Raw genomic sequence first — 17,524 nt, 5'->3', positions numbered from 1 at the left:
AAAATGGATTTGGTCGCAGAACAGTAATTTTAACACAATAATACCCCTTAAGGGGTTATCAGTATCGATGCCCTTATAGGGCTTTATGCAAGCCTCCGGCTGGGCCGGAGGTCATGACTTGTTTTTTCCGATAGAGATAATCGGCGGTTAGAAGTATCGCATTCCCTGATTCAGCCGCTGGCTGAGGTCAATGATGAAATTTGTTAAAGCACCCGGATTAAAGGGAAAAATTTTTGTTCCGGAAAAACAGAACGGTTGTTATAAAAAGCATCCCTGCAAGGATTGTTTTTTTTGCCAGTCATGCAGCGATGACCGGTGCAGAGTATGCCTGGGCAATACAAAAGGCAAAAGCCAGGAACCCCATGAGAAATAGAAAGCTTTTTTATCTATTCCTCATGTTTGCCTGTTATGAGAAACAGTATAAGCATTAAAATCTAAAAGGTCACTTGTAAAGTCGGAACGACCGACTTGCTTGCGATATTTGCTGCTTGGGTAAGGAAATTAAATGGATTTAAAATCGATATTGCTAATCGCTCCGCCGATTTTGCTGGCACTCACTTTTCACGAGTTTGCCCATGCTTATGTTGCCAATCGATATGGAGATGATACTGCCAAGCAAAGTGGTCGCTTAACCTTAAATCCGCTAAAACACTTGGACCCGTTAGGTACCATCATGATTTTCCTGGTCCATTTCGGATGGGCCAAACCTGTGCCGGTAAATCCCAATCAATTGAGAAACCCTAAAAAAGATATGCTCTTCATCAGCGCGGCTGGTCCTCTGGCAAATATGATCTTAGCGCTGATCAGTGGTATTTTTTTAAGACTTCTTTTTACTATGGCCAAAGCACCTGATCAGTATTCGGTGATGGGTTTGCTCATCTTTATGGTGTTTATGAGCCTGCAGATTAATCTGGCCCTGGCCATTTTCAATATCCTTCCCATTGCTCCTCTGGATGGCTCGAAAATATTATCCGGGCTTTTACCGGACAACTATAGAGACATAATATACTTTCTGGAGCGTTACGGTCCTTTTATCCTCATCGGATTAATCATATTCGGAAGAGTGACAGGGGTATCCATCCTGGGTGGCGCCATTTGGCCGTTTGTTAAATTTTTCAGTAAAATTTTTGCCGGAATATGAAAGCCGGATATCATCATTAAGTCGAGTGGAATTCAACGGTTGACATCATATCCATCTTCTGAAATAAATATGATCATATCAAATACCAAAGGAGGTGATATTTAATCAGAAACTGCCATAAGCCGTATTCAACTTCCAAAGGATATGTACCGGCTCGCTTGAAACCTAAAATTAATTGCTGCACCGTTTCTTCTTTGTTCCACTGAAAGCTTTCTGTACACCCGCGACGCAATCTAAACGACGAAACAACATCTTACAATTCTGACGTATGCTCAATGTGCAAAAACCCCTCTTCCGAATTGAACATAACATTTTGATAAACTATCTTATGATGATCAATGGCACCGCCCTTCGGTTACGGCTCTTTGGCAGCGAAACAGTCATTTATTGACCATTGCCGATAACCCTAATCAACAGACGGAAGGAGGATAAAATGGCGTTTAAAGACTTATTTCTGCCCAAACTTGCACACTCCAATCCAGAGGTCCGTAAAAAAGCGGTGCAAAACGAAACCAACCCGACCGTTTTGCAACAGGTGGTGGACAATGACAAAGATCCCGGCGTGGTGGAAACGGCCAAATCGCGACTGGAAGAGTTGACCGTATCCGCATAAAAAAATGTTTTAAGGGTGTTAGCTGAAAATTTGAGGGTATGAATCCCGGAAGTGTGCAGGACGAAATAAGGCGGTGAAGCTGAGAAACTCTCACCGCCTTATTGCTGAATCTGTTTACCATCGAACAGACACCATGCCTGAGGAACAGGTCGACATGGTCATAAATTTCTTTATCCTATTGTCCATAGCGATTTATGGGTTAATATGGTTTGGCTAACGGCAATTTGTAAAAGAAATGGGCATCAAGAGCCTGATATTCCTCCGATAAAGTGGACACATTTCATTTCAAGCTGCAATCCTTTCATATTCCACCGGTCTTCTTCAAATGTCCTGCAAATTGTTGCTATTTGGAGTGTCGCATTCACTCCTAGCCAAGCTTTGATCCCTTTTATTTATTGACAGACCACCGGGTATGTCATATTGAATTCTTAAGAAATCACTCCGCTGATCTCCGATCTTGCTGAAATCATCTAGTCCTACAGTATTTTTGCTATATTCTGCCTTGAACGGGACTGTGTTACGCTTCAAACGGTATTTTTTCAATCATAACATTCAGCAATATCCAAAAAAGTCATGAAATCTGAATTACACAGATATCTTTTATTTTGGATCATTTCTCTTTTTTCCATTTTTATCGGCTGCCAGTCTGATTTCTCGGATAAAACTCCTCCTGAAGCGGTCAAGGGCGTGCTGGATCTAACCGGTTGGGATTTCAAAAGGGACGGCCCGGTCAATCTCACCGGTGAGTATGAGTTTTACTGGAGACAACTCTTGACACCGTCAGATTTTTCAATTGCAGCGCCACCCCAAAAACCCGGATACATCAGAGTACCGGATTACTGGAATAATTACGAAGTAAAAGGAGAGAAGCTTCCAGGAGAAGGGTATGCGACCTATCGCTTGAAAATATTAATCCACAATCCGAACCAATCACTGGCCCTAAGAATTTTGGAAATTGCCACTGCTTATACAGGCTATGTAAATGGCAGGCAAGTATGCGCGTCGGGTGTGACCGGAAAAACGCGCGAAACCACCATCCCCTACTATTACCCTCAGATAATAGACTTTGAAGTAGAATCAAACCAAATTGAGGTTCTTTTGCAAGTATCCAATTTTCACCACCGCCGGGGCGGTGCTTGGGCTGTTATTCAGCTGGGAGAAGAAACTGAAATAAGGGCCTTAAAACAGAAAAAAATCAGTTTTGATTTATTTTTCTCTGGTAGTATTTTCATCATCGCCCTGTACCATTTTGGGCTGTATATTCTCAGAAGAAAAGTTCCCTCGAATTTTTATTTCGGCCTATTCTGTATATTAATTTTTATTCGACTCATTTCTGTTGAGGAAAGATACATTATTCATTTTTTTCCGGCCATAAGCTGGCAATGGATGGTCAAGCTGGAATATCTTTCATTTTACCTGCTGGTGCCGGCTTTTGCTCGTTTTATAAGATTTCTATTTCGTGATTTTTCAAAGCATTTTGTCGTTGTGAGCACGGCACTGGGTGTTGCGTTTTCATTGATTGTGATATTTACTCCGGCCCGCATTTACTCGTATACCCTCAATATCTATGAGATCATTACCATAGTTGTATTTATTTATTCACTTTATGTGATAATCGGCGCATTGCTTCAAAAAAATGTCGAAGCCCTAATTTTTCTATGCGGTTTTATGATTTTAAATATTGCCGCAATAAATGATATGCTGCACGTTGAACGCATCATAAAAACCGGATTTTTTGCGCCGTTGGGTGGTTTTATCTTTATTCTATCCCAGGCATTTCTCCTTTCTTTTCGTTCTACAAGGGATTTCAACACAATTAAAGCACAGCGCAAGGAACTGAAGGGTACACTTGAAGATTACAGGAATGAAATCGTTGATCGTGTGCGGGCGGAGAAGGCATTGAGAATATCCCATGAAAGGTTTCTCACCGTTTTGGACAGCATCGATGCAGATGTTTATGTTGCTGACATAGATAATTACGAGGTTTTGTTTGTTAACAAACACATAATAGACAGTTTCGGGCAAAATTTAATTGGAAAAACTTGCTGGAAGGTGTTTCGTAATAAATCCGAACCCTGCGTCTATTGTAAAAAAGACCAATTGATAGACAACGAGGGAAATCCAACCGGTGTTTGTATCTGGGAGGGAAAAAATCCGCTGACAGAAAAGTGGCACATGTATTATATCAGGGCGATTAAATGGGTGGATGAGCGTATGGTCCGTTTGCAGGTAGCCACCGATATAACCAAGCTGAAGGTGGCAGAGGAGGCGTTGCGGGAAAGCGAAGAGAAACATAGAACCATTCTCCAAAGCATTGAGGACGGGTATTACGAGCTTGATCTGGCCGGAAACTTAACCTTCTTTAATGATTCCATGTGTAGGATTATCGGATATCCTAAAGATAAATTGATGGGCATGAATAACCGGGAGTACATGGATGAAAAGACCGCCAGAGATGCCTACAAAACTTTTAACGAAGTCTACCGGACCGGGAAAACCGTAAAGGCATTTGAGTGGGAAGCTAGCAAAAAAGACGGTACAAAGAGATTTTTAGAATTGTCTGTATCAATCATGAGGGATTCAGAAGACCAACCCATTGGATTTCGCGGTATTGCACGCGACATTACCGAGCGTAGACAAGCCGAAAAACAGACAAAGCTGCACCAACAGCAACTCATGCAAGCCAGTAAGATGGTTGCTTTGGGAACGCTGGTTTCCGGTGTAGCCCATGAGGTAAACAACCCCAATAATTTTATAATGCTGAATTCACCCATACTTTTAGAAGCCTGGCAAGATGCCATGCCGATATTGGATGAATATTTTAAAGGAAATGGGGATTTTCTCCTGGGGGGCCTGAAATACTCAGAAATGAGGAAGAAATATCTGGAACTATTTTCCGGGATAACAGATGGCGCCAATCGCATTAAACAAATCGTAGATGACTTAAAAAATTATATCAGGGAGGATACCACCGATTTCACACAGTCCGTAGATATAAATGCTGTGATAAAGTCTGCTATCACACTTGTCGCCAATATGGTCAAAAAGGCAACCAATCATTTTTCAATTGATTACGGAAAAAATTTACCCATGCTAAAAGGCAATTTTCAGCGCCTTGAACAGGTAATAATAAACCTGATCCAAAACGCCTGTCAGGCCATTAAAGATAGCGAAAAGGGAATATTCGTTTCGACCGCATTGGATAAGGATTCTTCTGCTATTGTATTCGTTATCCGGGATGAAGGTGTTGGGATTCCTTCCGAAAAACTGCCACACATTACGGATCCGTTCTTTACGACAAAACATGATGTCGGCGGTGTCGGCCTGGGTTTGTCGATATCTTCAAGAATAATTGAGGAACACGGAGGTACCATGCATTTCACATCCGAAAACAATAGCGGCACAACAGTTAAAATTTTTCTGCCCACTAAACGAGGACAAAATTCATTGAAAGGTGTAACCGAATGACTGAATCAATTATTCCCTCGTATCCGGTAATGATGGTTGATGATGAAGAACAGGCGTTAAATAGTTTTGAAATGGCGCTGCGTTCCGCCAGTATGAACAACTTCATCCGCTGCCAAGACAGCCGTAATGTAATGCAGCTGCTTTCCAATCAGGAAGTTGAGGTCATAATACTCGATCTGAGCATGCCCAATATGTCTGGCGAAGAGCTGCTCCCTATGATCAACAGCGATTTTCCTGAAATTCCGGTGATTATTATTACGGGAGCAAATGATGTGAAGACGGCTGTTAAATGCATGAAATACGGCGCATTTGATTACATGGTTAAGCCGGTCGAGAAAAGCCGCCTTATCGGCGGGATAAAACGGGCCATCGAGCTGCGCGAGTTGCAAAGAGAAAATAGATTGTTAAAAGAGCATGTGCTGTCAGATAAAATCGAACACCCCGAAGCCTTCGCTGAAATAATCACCGGTAGTGCTGGTATGCGGTCCATTTTTCAATATGTTGAAGCAATTGCCCTCAGTCCCCGTCCGGTGCTGATAACCGGTGAAACCGGGGTCGGTAAAGAACTGATTGCCAAAGCTGTTCATGTCTTGAGCAATTGCAAAGGTGCATTTACTCCGATAAATATGGCCGGGCTGGATGACAATGTTTTTTCGGATACGCTTTTTGGACACGGAAAATTTGCTTTCACCGATGCCAGGGAGGCTCGCAGTGGTATGGTGGAAAAAGCCTTGGGCGGCACCCTATTTTTAGACGAGATAGGCGATTTAAACACGACTTCTCAGGTAAAACTTTTAAGACTTTTGCAGGATGGCGAGTTTTTCCCACTGGGGTCAGATGTTGCCAAACGTTCTGATGCCCGCATAATAGTGGCGACCAACCAGGATCTTGATGCATTACAGCTGGCCGGCAAGTTTCGAAAAGATCTTTATTACCGGCTTTGTGATCATCATGTTCATATCCCACCCCTGCGTGATCGTCGTGAAGATCTTTCTATGTTAGCCCAACATTTTTTAGCAAAAGCATCTAAAACACTCAACAAGAAGAAGCCCTCGACTCCAGTGGAACTGATAACGCTGCTTTCAACCTATCATTTTCCGGGAAACGTTCGGGAGCTTGAATCCATGGTATATGATGCGGTAAGCAGGCATAAATCCGGCAAGCTCTCGTTGGAGGTTTTTAAAGCCCATATCACTAAAAAATACCCGGGTATCAGCACGGAAACAAAAGATTTGCATCGTGATAAACATACGCTGATTTCTTTCCCGGATCAATTGCCCACACTCAAACAAATAGAGCAGCTCCTCATCGATGAAACCATGCAGCGAACAAACGGCAACCAATCCATCGCCGCACTCAGTCTGGGAATATCCCGTCAGGCACTTAATAAACGTCTTAAAAAGAATCAGGCCTAATTTCTCAATCGAGAACATTCAAATATTAACACAAAAATAATATACGGTTAACTATTTTCCGGCGAGGAATAGAGTCAATGAAGGAACATAAGTAATCAAGAGAACCGCGCTTAGAAGCAAAAGAAAGAAAGGAATTGTATCTCGATAGACCATAATTAATGGCCGTTCAAACCTGAATGATGAGAGGAAAAGGTTCAAACCAACAGGGGGGGTTAAATAGCCTAGTTCGAGATTTGCTAAAAAGATGATTCCCAAATGCAGCGGATGTATGTCAAACACTTCCCCCATAGGAATAATTAATGGAACAACCACCATAATTGCAGAAAAAATATCCATCAGACAACCAATAATTAGAAGAAAAAGATTAAGTATGAGTAGAAAAACAAATCGAAATTCGATATTTGCACGAACCCAGTCAGCTGCTCGGAGCGGTATTTGTGCATCAACCATATAATTTGTCAATCCCATGGCAACGCTTAAAATGATTAAAATGCCTCCGACAAGCGTTGCAGTTTTGATAAATGCAGGAATCAAGTCAGATTTGATGCGAATATCTTTATAAATAAAACATTCGGTAATAAGTGCATACATGACGATTATGGCTGATGTCTCAACTATGGTTGTGAAACCGCCGAAGATACCGAAAAGAGCCACAAAGGGTAAAGCAATCTCCCATTTGGATTCCCAAAGTGCGGAGCCTGCTTCCCCCCAATTGAAAGGCGTTGGTTTAATCGATGACCGAAGTCCCTGTTGCACCCCGAACAGGCTGATCACAAAAAGCAGGAGGATTCCGGGTATGATCCCGGCCAAGAATAATTTATCTATGGGGGTATGTGAGATCACACCATAGAAAATGACCGGAAGACAGGGAGGGAAAAGAAGCCCCAGACTGCCTGTCGACGTAAGTAGACCGATAGAGAATCGTTCCTTAAAACCGTTTTGAACAAGAACAGGGAATAAAAGACCGCCCAGAGCAAGAATGGTAACGCCTGATGCTCCGGTAAATATTGTAAAGAAGGTGCAGACACAGGTAGCTGCTACAGCCACACCTCCAGGCATCCAGCCTAACAGAGCGCGGAAGAGACGAACCAAGCGGCGACTTGCGCCTCCTTCAGCCAAAATGTATCCAGCTAAGGTGAAAAGAGGAACTGTGGGTAAAATCGGTGATGCGACAATGCGGTAGGCTTCGATGGGAATTGCTGCTACCGAAATATCTTCGGCCAGGAAGAGCAGAACAGCAATACCGCCAATGACAGAAAAAATAGGGCTTCCTGCAATACCTGCCATGATTAGTAGGATCAATCCGGGGATGAGCAGATCTGCAACCTGCATCGGTGTCAGTAAAAAACCAATTGCTATAGCCAGTATAGGCCCTGTTGCTGAGATAATCCGACCTGACCAATGGTCTGACGAGTGCCAGATCAGGCGCAGAGTGACTAAACCGAAACCGATCGGTATGATAATTATGGCAACCCATTGAGGTATCCATCCGGCAATTTGCGTGGGTGCACTGTATTCCGAACGAACAAATTCTAAACCGGCCCATGCTAATGAGGCGCACACGGACGTTGCAACTACTGTTGTGCTTATCCTGATAATTCGCTTTAGACGCTCGGGTAGAGCATCAATCCCGGTGTGTATGCTGAGATGTCGCTCCTCCCGGGCTGTAAGTATAGCTCCCAGGAAACCTATCCACAACGTTAGATGCCGTACATAATCAGTAGTTCCGGTAAGACCTGCAATCCCCATGACGCGAGATCCTATCTCTATTAAAGGGAAAATCGCCATAAGAAACAGGCCAATTGCTACCAGCAAGTTTTCAAGCCCATGAATCAATTGAAACGGATGAATACCTTGCTTCATTTCTTCTCCATCTTTCTTTTTATTTTTCGGTAGTCACCGAGAAGTTCCTTAACCTTCTTAAACATATCTGGCGGAACTTTCTTGGAGAGGAGTTCAGGATACAGATATTTTTCTGTCATCCTTTTCCATTCGTTCATTGCGTCTTGGGGGAGGGGGTTTACGACTAAACCGTGTTTCTTCATTATGTTCACTGCAGTTTTATCCAAATTGCGAATTTCTTTTTTTAGATTTTCACCACTGGAGCGAGCTAAATTCAGCAGTTCAGGCCGGATTTCCTTTGGAATCTGGTCCCATTTCTTCTTGGTTATGATTGTTGCTCCGCACAAGGGGGCATAGGCGAGATCACACATATTTTTAGCCAGAGCAAACCATTGATAACTGAGCGCAACTAATGGTGTTGTAGTAAATGTGTTGATTAGGCCGGTCTGTAGTGACATAAATATATCAGGAGCCGCCACCTCAACAGGGTGAAATCCAGCTGCCTTCCAGGCATTAAAACTTTCTGTTCCACCTGCCCAAACGAATATGTGCTGGTCATGTATTTTTAAGTCTCGAGGGTATATAACCGGTTTCTGACTGAAAATGTGAACCCAGCCGGCGTCTCCCCAATTGAGAACAATAAATCCCCTGTTTTCTAGCAATTCTTCTAACTCCGGTTCCAATTTCTTGCGAACATGGTCTAATTCCTCATAGGAATTAAACATCAGCGGCATTTGAAATGCATTGATTTCCGGAAAGATACAGGATAAGCCCGCGAAAGTTACGGCGGCAGCATGCAATTGGCCAATGCGCATTTTGCGAACCATATCTGCCTCGTCACCAATTACTCCACCAGGGTAGATCTTGAAGTTGAGTTTACCACCTGTGGCTTTTTTCCATTTTTCTCCCATATCTCGAAGGTGCATATACCAGGTAGAACCATCAGGCACCAGCGTACCTAATTTTATGGTTTGACCCTGAGCCGGATGAATGGAAAATAGAGTTATTACCATAATCAGTTTAACGATTAAATGCTTCATAAAACCTCCTTTTTAAGACCGTTTGGATGTATCTATTCCAATTCCGTGTATTCCTCTGTGACCAGGAAAAGGTCTTCGATGCGCGACAGCAGCCAGGAAGCCCTGCGTTGCAGTAAAATATTTTCAAGGCGGTACTCGGGTTTGGCATCTACATCTATGATTAATGCCATTTTTAAAAGTTTTACGAACTCTTTAACATTTTGTTGTTTTACTGACACATTTTCGGCTAGCGATACATAAGGAGAAGCTTTTTTTCCCTCAGAGAGCTTTATGGCACGGTCAAAATGCTTTCGGGCCCGCTCAATGCTGCCACCCATGGCTATGGACCGACTGCCGTCAAAAGCAATAAAGAATTCATGTAAGGCTCCGTTATTATAATCTTCATCGAGATCCAAGGCCCGGGTCATAATGGCTTCCACGAGATAAAGTTCCGACAATAGATCGAGGTTTCCTTTGGACGATGAAATAGCTGCCGCCCAAGACACACCCATCCAATACAGAAAGGGTAGATCGTCAGGCGTCATGGTTTCGAGTGCAGACTGAGGATTTAGATATAGATGGTTCATAAAGCCAGGATGATCTGCCTCAAGACCCCGGGCAGCAAATTCCCGGGAACGCAGATAGAGCTTTTGCGCTTGTTTCCTCAGTCTATTTGATGTACCAAAATCGTTTTCTTCTAGAAAGTCGGCTTCGATTTGAAAAAATGCATACGCATATTGGGTAAACCCGCTTGCAGTAGCCAATAAGAGGCCTTTATGGTTTGGGACTTCATTGAGGAGTGCTTCGTTCAATTTTAAACCAAAGGGAATAGCATCCCGCACAAGTTCAGGAACATTATCCGTGGCAAAGACACTGCTACCACCAGCGGATAAACCATTCGCTACCGAGTTAATTGCTATTCGGCGTATTGAACATGATAGTAAACACACACAAAACAAAAAATAGATAATAGCTTGTTTAATAGCCTTCATTCCATAATCTCCCTAAATTTGTTCGGATGGTCCTTTATCAAAGATTGCATTACCTTGGTTATGATACAAAGCAAGCGGTGTTCCAAAAATGCCGATAGACCCTAAACGTATGATCAAACCATTTTTTTTGGTGGGTTACGGTTGCAGTTTAAATCAATATATCGTTTTGATGTTAGGTAGTTATCGTAAGCGGTGCAAAATAGGGTATTGCATAAATAATTTTAATAAATGGAATATGCCAGGTTCTTCAGGCAGGGATGAAATCTGAATGAATGTGCAGCAAGTATTGACAGAATTTCAGCGCCAACGAGAGAAGCAATTAAAAACAATAAGTTACAGTACGGCAAGAGAAGTTGACAACGCAATAAAAGTTGCACCGTTTGGATATGAAATAACGGTGCAACTTTTATTGCGTTGTAAACCCTGCTTACGTCATCATAACCTTCTGATTTAACAATGATATGGAAATATGTTGCCATTGTTGTCAATTTTTGTTGCTTTTTTTTTGGGGTTTTGCTGCTGCCGACAACGGCTTTCCATCAACAAAATTTTTCAAATATAATGACCTAAAACTTTCTCTTTGTTCCCACGTCACATCTTTTTAGAATCACGACAAAAAACAAAAATATTCAAATACCGTTTCGATGTTTCATAAGACACTCGGTAAACTAAATTTAGGGTTTCGAATCACTGTTGGAACACGACTTGCTAAGGATGTAAATAAAAGGCTCCAGAGACACGTTTTTAAATAATTCAACACAGCTTGGACTTTTTAATAGACGATCAGGAGGAGCAGAACCAATGAACAATAAATTCAATCAGTCTAACTTTCAGAATAGAACGGCCGTTGATGGGAATGTCCAAGAAAATTACGGGTTTGAGAAGATCAGAGTGCTGGGTTTATGTTTGGGCGCCTCCACTGTGTCCATTGCCCAAGTGGAAAGAGTGTGGAGCAAGGACGAGACGGACCAAGTTAAGTTTCAGGGGCGACCGTACGTGGTAGGATATTCACTTCACCCTCACGATGGAGATCCCAAACGAACCTTGCTTTCGGCTCTCGAAGGCCTCGATCTAAAATCGTTCGACAGGGTCGCCGCCACCGGGCGAAGGTTCCGTCAATTCGTAAATTTGACCTCAATACCTGAAGCTGAGGCGGTAGAATACGCCTACCGATTTGTTAAACCCCCGGACGTATCATGTCCGGCTGTTGTGTCCGCCGGAGGTGAGACCTTCATGGTATATGTCCTGAACCGTTTGGGACGGATTTCCAACATTCTTACCGGCAACAAGTGTGCTTCCGGAACCGGTGAATTCTTCCTTCAGCAGCTACGCAGAATGGATGTTTCACTGGAAGAAGCGAGTCGGTGGAATGCTGCGGAAGCTCCCCACCACGTCTCCGGCCGCTGCTCTGTTTTTTGTAAATCCGATTGCACCCATGCCACTAACAAAGGTGTTCCCAAATCAAAGGTGACCGCAGGTCTATGTAAAATGATGGCTGATAAAATTCTTGAACTTCTCAAAAAGGTGAAGCGGCAAAACATTATGATCACTGGAGGATCAACGCGCAACCGAATGATGATTGAGTATTTGCACGAGAAAATTTCGGGCCTGATCATCCCTGCTGAAGCACCGTATTTCGAAGCGTTGGGGGCCGCGCTCTGGGCGCTAGGAAACCAGACAGCGCTGATTCCCGTGTCATCGAAGTTATTCAGGATGGAGGCTGCATCATTTGATACCTTGCCAGCCCTCAAGGATTTTGAAAACCTGGTGGAGTTTAAAACCATTGAAACAGAACATATCTGCTCCGGTGATGTTTGTATTATAGGCCTTGACGTGGGTTCAACTACCACCAAGGCGGTGCTTTTACGAAAATCTGATAATGCAATGCTTGCATCGGTTTATCTTCGTACCAACGGTGATCCGGTTGGAGCCTCAAGACAGTGCTATCAATCGATCATTGAGCAGATAAAGAAAAAAGTTGATCCTGCAGAAATATCTATAGAAGGCCTGGGTGTCTGTGGCTCCGGGCGTCAAATTGCAGGGCTGCATGCGCTCACAGCAGGTGTTATCAACGAGATTGTTGCACATGCAACTGCTGCCATATATTTTGACCCTGAGGTTGACACTCTTTTCGAAATTGGTGGTCAGGACGCCAAATACACTTACATCACAAATGGAGTGCCCTCTGATTATGCCATGAACGAAGCATGCTCGGCAGGTACAGGCTCGTTCTTGGAAGAATCTGCGTACGAGACCCTGGGTGTAACCATGCAGGATATTGCAGATGTTGCACTTGAGGGTAAAAATCCGCCCAATTTCAACGACCAATGCGCGGCGTTCATTGCTTCCGATATTAAAAACGCCATTCACGAAGGCATTCAACACGAAGACATTGTCGCCGGACTGGTGTATTCCATCTGCATGAATTACTCAAATCGGGTTAAAGGTAACTGGCCGATAGGACAGAAAGTTTTTATGCAGGGTGGTGTCTGCTACAACCGGGCAGTTCCGCTGGCTATGGCTTCATTGGTGGGCAAACCGATAATCGTTCCTCCAGAGCCCGGACTGCTGGGCGCCTTCGGAGTTGCACTTACGGTCAAAAAAAGAATTGAAATGGGTCTGATGGAAACAAAGAGTTTCGACCTTGAGGTTTTATCAAACCGGGAGGTAAAATACGGAAACCCGTTCATATGCAAGGGCGGCAGGGAGAAGTGTGACCGGCGCTGCGACATAGCGCTTATCGAGCTTGAAGAAAAGAAATATCCTTTTGGTGGTGCCTGTAACAGGTACTACAATTTAAGACATAAAATAAAACACGACGCTGAAAAACTGGATATGGTTCGGGTAAGACAACGGCTCATATTCGATAAATACGCTGCTGAATCAACTCTCACCCCAGACCATGGGGCACCGGAAAGAAACCGGAAAAAGCCCGGAAAAAAATTCAGGGGTAAAATTGGGATCAACCGGAGTTTTCTGGTCAACACATACTATCCCCTATATTCCACGTTTTTCACCCAACTGGGTTTTGAAACGGTTATACCCCAATTTGTTTCTCAGGAAGGGATCGACCGCAAAAATACTGCCTATTGCTACCCGGCCGAATTGGCCCATGGTTTTTTCCACTCGCTTCTAGAGATGAATGATCCGCCTGAGTTCATATTTCTACCCCACTTCAAAGCAGTTCCCGTTTTAAATGGAGCCTCCAGCGCCCAGTTGTGTCCTTTGGTTCAAAGCGAGACCTTCTATCTCCAGACGGCATTCAGCGAAAAACTCGACCAACTCAGGGCTCGAGGAACAGAAGTTTTGACGCCTCTGCTTGACCTAACCAAAGGGCTGAAAACGGTCGAGGATCCTCTGGTTAAAACAGCGATTCAGATGGGTGTGGGCGGAAGGGATGCAGAAGCGGCTGTTAAAAAGGCGCTGAACCAACAGCTAAAATGCCTGGCCGAAATGAAGGAAATTGGAAAAAAGGCCCTTGAGGAATTGGAAGCCGACCCTGAAAGGGTTGCAATGGTGGTTTTAGCCCGACCATACAATGGGTTTGTCGAAGAAGCCAATATGGGAATTCCACACAAGCTTGCCTCAAGAGGTGTGTTGGTCATTCCTTTAGATTTCATTCCATTTAATAATGAAAAGACCAAACGACATATGTACTGGGGCATGGGGCAACGTATACTGAATGCAGCCCGAACCGTTAAAAAGCATCCTCAACTCTTCGGCACTTATATAACCAACTTTTCTTGCGGACCGGATTCCTTTATCGTTGGATACTTCAGGGATATTATGGGTCGCAAACCATCTCTTACGCTTGAGCTGGACAGTCATACGGCTGACGCCGGTCTCGAAACTCGGATCGAAGCGTTTCTCGATATCGTTACTGCCTACAGACAACTTATAGACGGAAAGAAAATCGGTCCAAGGCAGAAATCTATTGTTCCCGCCCGCACTGTGTTGGATAACGGTGTCACAAAGGTAATCACATCTGCCGGTGAGACTCTGCCCATAAACCACCCAAGGGTAACACTTTTGCTTCCGTCTATGGGAAAAATTGCTTCGGAATCGATGGCAGCGGTGTTGCGCAGAAGTGGTTTCAAGGTGGTGACTCATCCACCATCGGATGAGACCGTGCTGAAACTGGGACGCGCAAATACCTCATGCAAAGAGTGTCTACCGTTGATCCTCACGACCGGAACGCTACTCAACTACATTCGCAATCAGAAAGGGGAAGACGAGGTTTTGGTTTATTTCATGCCTACCGCCTCCGGCCCTTGTCGATTCGGCCAATACGCTATCTTCATGGAGGATTTGATAAGGAAACTTGGGATTTCGGATGTAGCGTTTTTTTCATTAACATCAGAGAACTCCTACGGAGGGTTGGGCAGCGGTGTTGAGCTGAACATGTGGCGGGCGGTTGTTGTATCCGATGTAATGGAAGACATTCGATCCATGTTGCTGGCCAATGCAACAAATCCCAAAGAAGCAGAGGAAATATTCAATGAAGAATGGAACCTAATACAGGACGCACTCGAAAAAATGAGTTTTTCCATGATGGAAAAACAACTTTACCGAACTGCTGAACGGTTTCGCCGGATTTCCCTCAAACGTGAGCCGGATGAAGTACCTACTATCTTGCTTACCGGAGAGATATTTGTCCGACGGGATGCTATATCGCGTCAGTATCTAATGGAAAACCTGGCGAAAAAGGGGTTTGCCACCATCTGTTCACCGGTCGCCGAGTGGGTTCATTACTCCGACTACCTTGTTGAAAATGGACTTACCGACTATCAAATGACAAAAATGGAAAAGCTGGTACTCATGGTCAGAAAAAAGGTCATGGCCAGAGATGAAAAACGTATAAAATCCATTTTGTCACGATCGGATCTCGTGCATGCGGAACCGCTCAATGTTAAATCAATAATTGAAAACGGTGCTGCTTATATATCTCCAAATATGATCGGCGAGGCTATTCTGACGGTGGGGAGCTCCCTCTCCGAAGTGGCTTCACATACCTGCGGTGTGATAGCTATCGGCCCGTTCGGTTGCATGCCCAACCGCATATCGGAGGCCGTACTTAACACTGTTATGCAGAGTGAATGCAAGCTGGCAACCGACCCAAACAATGCGTCGCTTCAAGCCATACTTTCGGATATGGAAGATCTGCCTTTTCTGGCAGTTGAAAGTGACGGTTCGCCCTTTCCCCAACTGATCAGTGCAAAGCTGGAAACATTCTGTTTACGGGCCGAGCGTTTGCATACAAGGATGCTTGCGGCAGGTAAGGAGAATAGGGGCAAGGTAGTTAATCACCTGAGTATGCGAGGAAAGAAAATAGAAAAAGTCAATATTTCAACCGGGCTGTATAACCAGGGATCGCTTCCCAATAGCCAAGCAGCACGACCATACGTTTAAAAAAGAATTTTCCCATTGGAAATAACGGGTCAAATCTACGTTTGGTATATGGAAATCTCTTTTCTCAAGTTCAAATATTTCTTATGATTTATTATCTATATTTTTACAATCTACGCTCCCTTAAACATTGAATGATTAACAACAAGGGTAAAATGTAGGCTCCAATCCCTTTAGCCGACAAAACACTAGTCCAGATCCAGCTTCACTTTACATTGATTACATTTGACTGCGTCACGGAAAACCTTATAGCCGCATTCCGGGCAAATATAGCGGGCCTCTTCATCCTGAATCCACTTTTCAGTACCGAATTTTCTCCAATACGGAATCGCGCGTAAAATAACCTTTTTTCCTACAGTCATGGGAAAGCTTTCAATATACTGACAGGGAAACTCATCGCACTGGTGGCATCCGGTATAGCCTTTTTCTTTGGCGCAGTCCCTGATCTCACACTGTTTGCAATGCAAAAACCGGTCATCAGATAAGCAGCCTTGGCATCGAATATCTTCTGTTGAAAGGCTTTCACTATTGGGAAGGGTGCCCTTACCGGCAATTCCTCCCTGGTAAAGCTCCACCAGCCGTTCCTTGAATTTCTGGTTATGATCACGGTGTGCGATATAAATGGCGCAGACTCCGCAATAAAGACCGCAGGGAGCAACAAAATTCGGATTGATTTTCATCGTTCAAACTCCTTTCAATGAAACCGACCGTTAAATATGCAAGACGGTATATGGTTAGGGTTCATTATCCCAGGTAAATACCTCGTGACAGCTATCTGCCCCTCGTGCTATCATACGATCCTTCTCATAAGTCATTTGTGGATGATACTGACTGAAATAGTGAAATGCGATATCACACATCCACTGCGTCAAAGACGGTACACCCAACTCATTAAATGCCTCAAAAACCAAACAACGTTTGATCTCTATTTCAAATCGTTTGTCTGTTTGATCTATCACATCAAACACAATGTTATTGCGCTCAAAAGCCTTGTAGATTTCTACAAATTCGCCTAGCTTTTCGTCCGGACCCAGTCTCGTGAATCCACGGAAAAACACACTTCCACCTTTTAGCAACACCTCCTTCATTATTTCATCTGTACGTGTTTTTCCATGCCGATTTTCAAGTATTTGATACATGTTTGCCAGTAATTGAAAATGATTCTTCAAATCAGCCTTGATTTTTTCAGCTTTATCCGATCCTTCCTCAACTTTGTGATTGATGCCCAATGCCTTGAAAAAAGATGGAATCGCCACGCTCAATGCATTCCACAGCCCTATCTTTTTTCGCAACACTTGAAATCCGACTCGATATTCAGGAGCAAACATCTCCTCCTCCTTTGCCAAACAGACATTACAATTGGTATCAAAGGATGTTTATTTTGTTTATCATTGGATGAACCCATATTGAAACAGCTGAAAAAACGATAGATGGAGGCCAGGTTGAGGTCAAAAGGAATTAAACTATGCTACAATATTGCAAAAAAAATGTAAACACAAGAAGTGATGCTTAATTACAGAGCTAAACCCCCAGCTAAGCTGGGGAGAATGGCAAAAGCTATGCTGAGTATTTAAAAAATGCTCCTTTTGGATTAAAGGTAACAGCGCTGATTCTGTGACCAAAATCCA

The 17,524-nt window shown here is 43.7% G+C and carries 11 protein-coding genes; 6 read left to right on the top strand and 5 right to left on the bottom strand.

Translation table 11 applies throughout. The features are described from left to right. The first annotated feature begins 190 nt into the window (after window positions 1–190). The 5 genes from SWH54_02385 to SWH54_02365 all read left to right on the top strand — a co-directional run bounded on the left by SWH54_02385 (window position 191) and on the right by SWH54_02365 (window position 6,637). Entirely contained in the window at window positions 191–373 is a 183-nt protein-coding gene (locus SWH54_02385) for a hypothetical protein (protein ID MDY6790095.1), read from the top strand. A 132-nt stretch (window positions 374–505) separates the two neighbouring features. Then, the gene (locus SWH54_02380) at window positions 506–1,141 is read left to right on the top strand and encodes a site-2 protease family protein (GenBank protein ID MDY6790094.1); all 636 of its coding nucleotides are present in this window, start codon (window positions 506–508) and stop codon (window positions 1,139–1,141) included. Window positions 1,142–1,574: 433 nt separating this feature from the next. Next, window positions 1,575–1,754: a hypothetical protein gene (locus SWH54_02375; GenBank protein ID MDY6790093.1), complete on the top strand. Its 180-nt coding sequence runs from the start codon at window positions 1,575–1,577 to the stop codon at window positions 1,752–1,754. 573 nt (window positions 1,755–2,327) lie between these two features. After that, window positions 2,328–5,222, top strand: coding sequence for a PAS domain S-box protein (locus tag SWH54_02370; GenBank protein ID MDY6790092.1), 2,895 nt, complete (start codon window positions 2,328–2,330; stop codon window positions 5,220–5,222). Then, window positions 5,219–6,637, top strand: coding sequence for a sigma-54 dependent transcriptional regulator (locus tag SWH54_02365; GenBank protein ID MDY6790091.1), 1,419 nt, complete (start codon window positions 5,219–5,221; stop codon window positions 6,635–6,637). The genes SWH54_02370 and SWH54_02365 overlap by 4 nt, the downstream gene beginning before the upstream one ends. 51 nt (window positions 6,638–6,688) lie before the next feature. On the opposite strand, the gene SWH54_02360 is transcribed toward SWH54_02365, so the two are convergent. Genes SWH54_02360 through SWH54_02350 form a run of 3 tightly spaced genes read right to left on the bottom strand, consistent with a single transcriptional unit; the run spans window position 6,689 to window position 10,490 of the window. Further along, the gene (locus SWH54_02360) at window positions 6,689–8,500 is read right to left on the bottom strand and encodes a TRAP transporter large permease subunit (protein ID MDY6790090.1); all 1,812 of its coding nucleotides are present in this window, start codon (window positions 8,498–8,500) and stop codon (window positions 6,689–6,691) included. Next, window positions 8,497–9,519 carry a TRAP transporter substrate-binding protein DctP gene (dctP, locus tag SWH54_02355; protein ID MDY6790089.1) on the bottom strand — a complete coding sequence of 341 codons (1,023 nt, stop codon included), beginning with the start codon at window positions 9,517–9,519 and terminating at the stop codon, window positions 8,497–8,499. The genes SWH54_02360 and dctP overlap by 4 nt, the downstream gene beginning before the upstream one ends. A gap of 32 nt (window positions 9,520–9,551) precedes the next feature. After that, window positions 9,552–10,490: a TRAP transporter TatT component family protein gene (locus tag SWH54_02350; protein ID MDY6790088.1), complete on the bottom strand. Its 939-nt coding sequence runs from the start codon at window positions 10,488–10,490 to the stop codon at window positions 9,552–9,554. 801 nt (window positions 10,491–11,291) lie between these two features. Between SWH54_02350 and SWH54_02345 the strand changes: the two genes are divergently transcribed. Then, window positions 11,292–15,899 carry an acyl-CoA dehydratase activase gene (locus SWH54_02345; GenBank protein MDY6790087.1) on the top strand — a complete coding sequence of 1,536 codons (4,608 nt, stop codon included), beginning with the start codon at window positions 11,292–11,294 and terminating at the stop codon, window positions 15,897–15,899. Window positions 15,900–16,084: 185 nt separating this feature from the next. Here the strand turns inward: SWH54_02345 and SWH54_02340 are convergent, their stop codons facing one another. Further along, the gene (locus tag SWH54_02340) at window positions 16,085–16,576 is read right to left on the bottom strand and encodes a DUF3795 domain-containing protein (protein ID MDY6790086.1); all 492 of its coding nucleotides are present in this window, start codon (window positions 16,574–16,576) and stop codon (window positions 16,085–16,087) included. A 54-nt stretch (window positions 16,577–16,630) separates the two neighbouring features. Beyond that, window positions 16,631–17,224, bottom strand: a complete 594-nt coding sequence (locus tag SWH54_02335) for an L-2-amino-thiazoline-4-carboxylic acid hydrolase (GenBank protein ID MDY6790085.1) — start codon at window positions 17,222–17,224, stop codon at window positions 16,631–16,633. Between the last annotated feature and the right edge of the window lie 300 nt (window positions 17,225–17,524).

Source organism: Thermodesulfobacteriota bacterium, from assembly GCA_034189135.1.
Classification (GTDB): domain Bacteria; phylum Desulfobacterota; class Desulfobacteria; order Desulfobacterales; family JAUWMJ01; genus JAUWMJ01.
The sequence above is the reverse complement of the archived record's forward strand: the minus strand, read 5'-3'. Positions and strand labels throughout refer to the sequence as shown.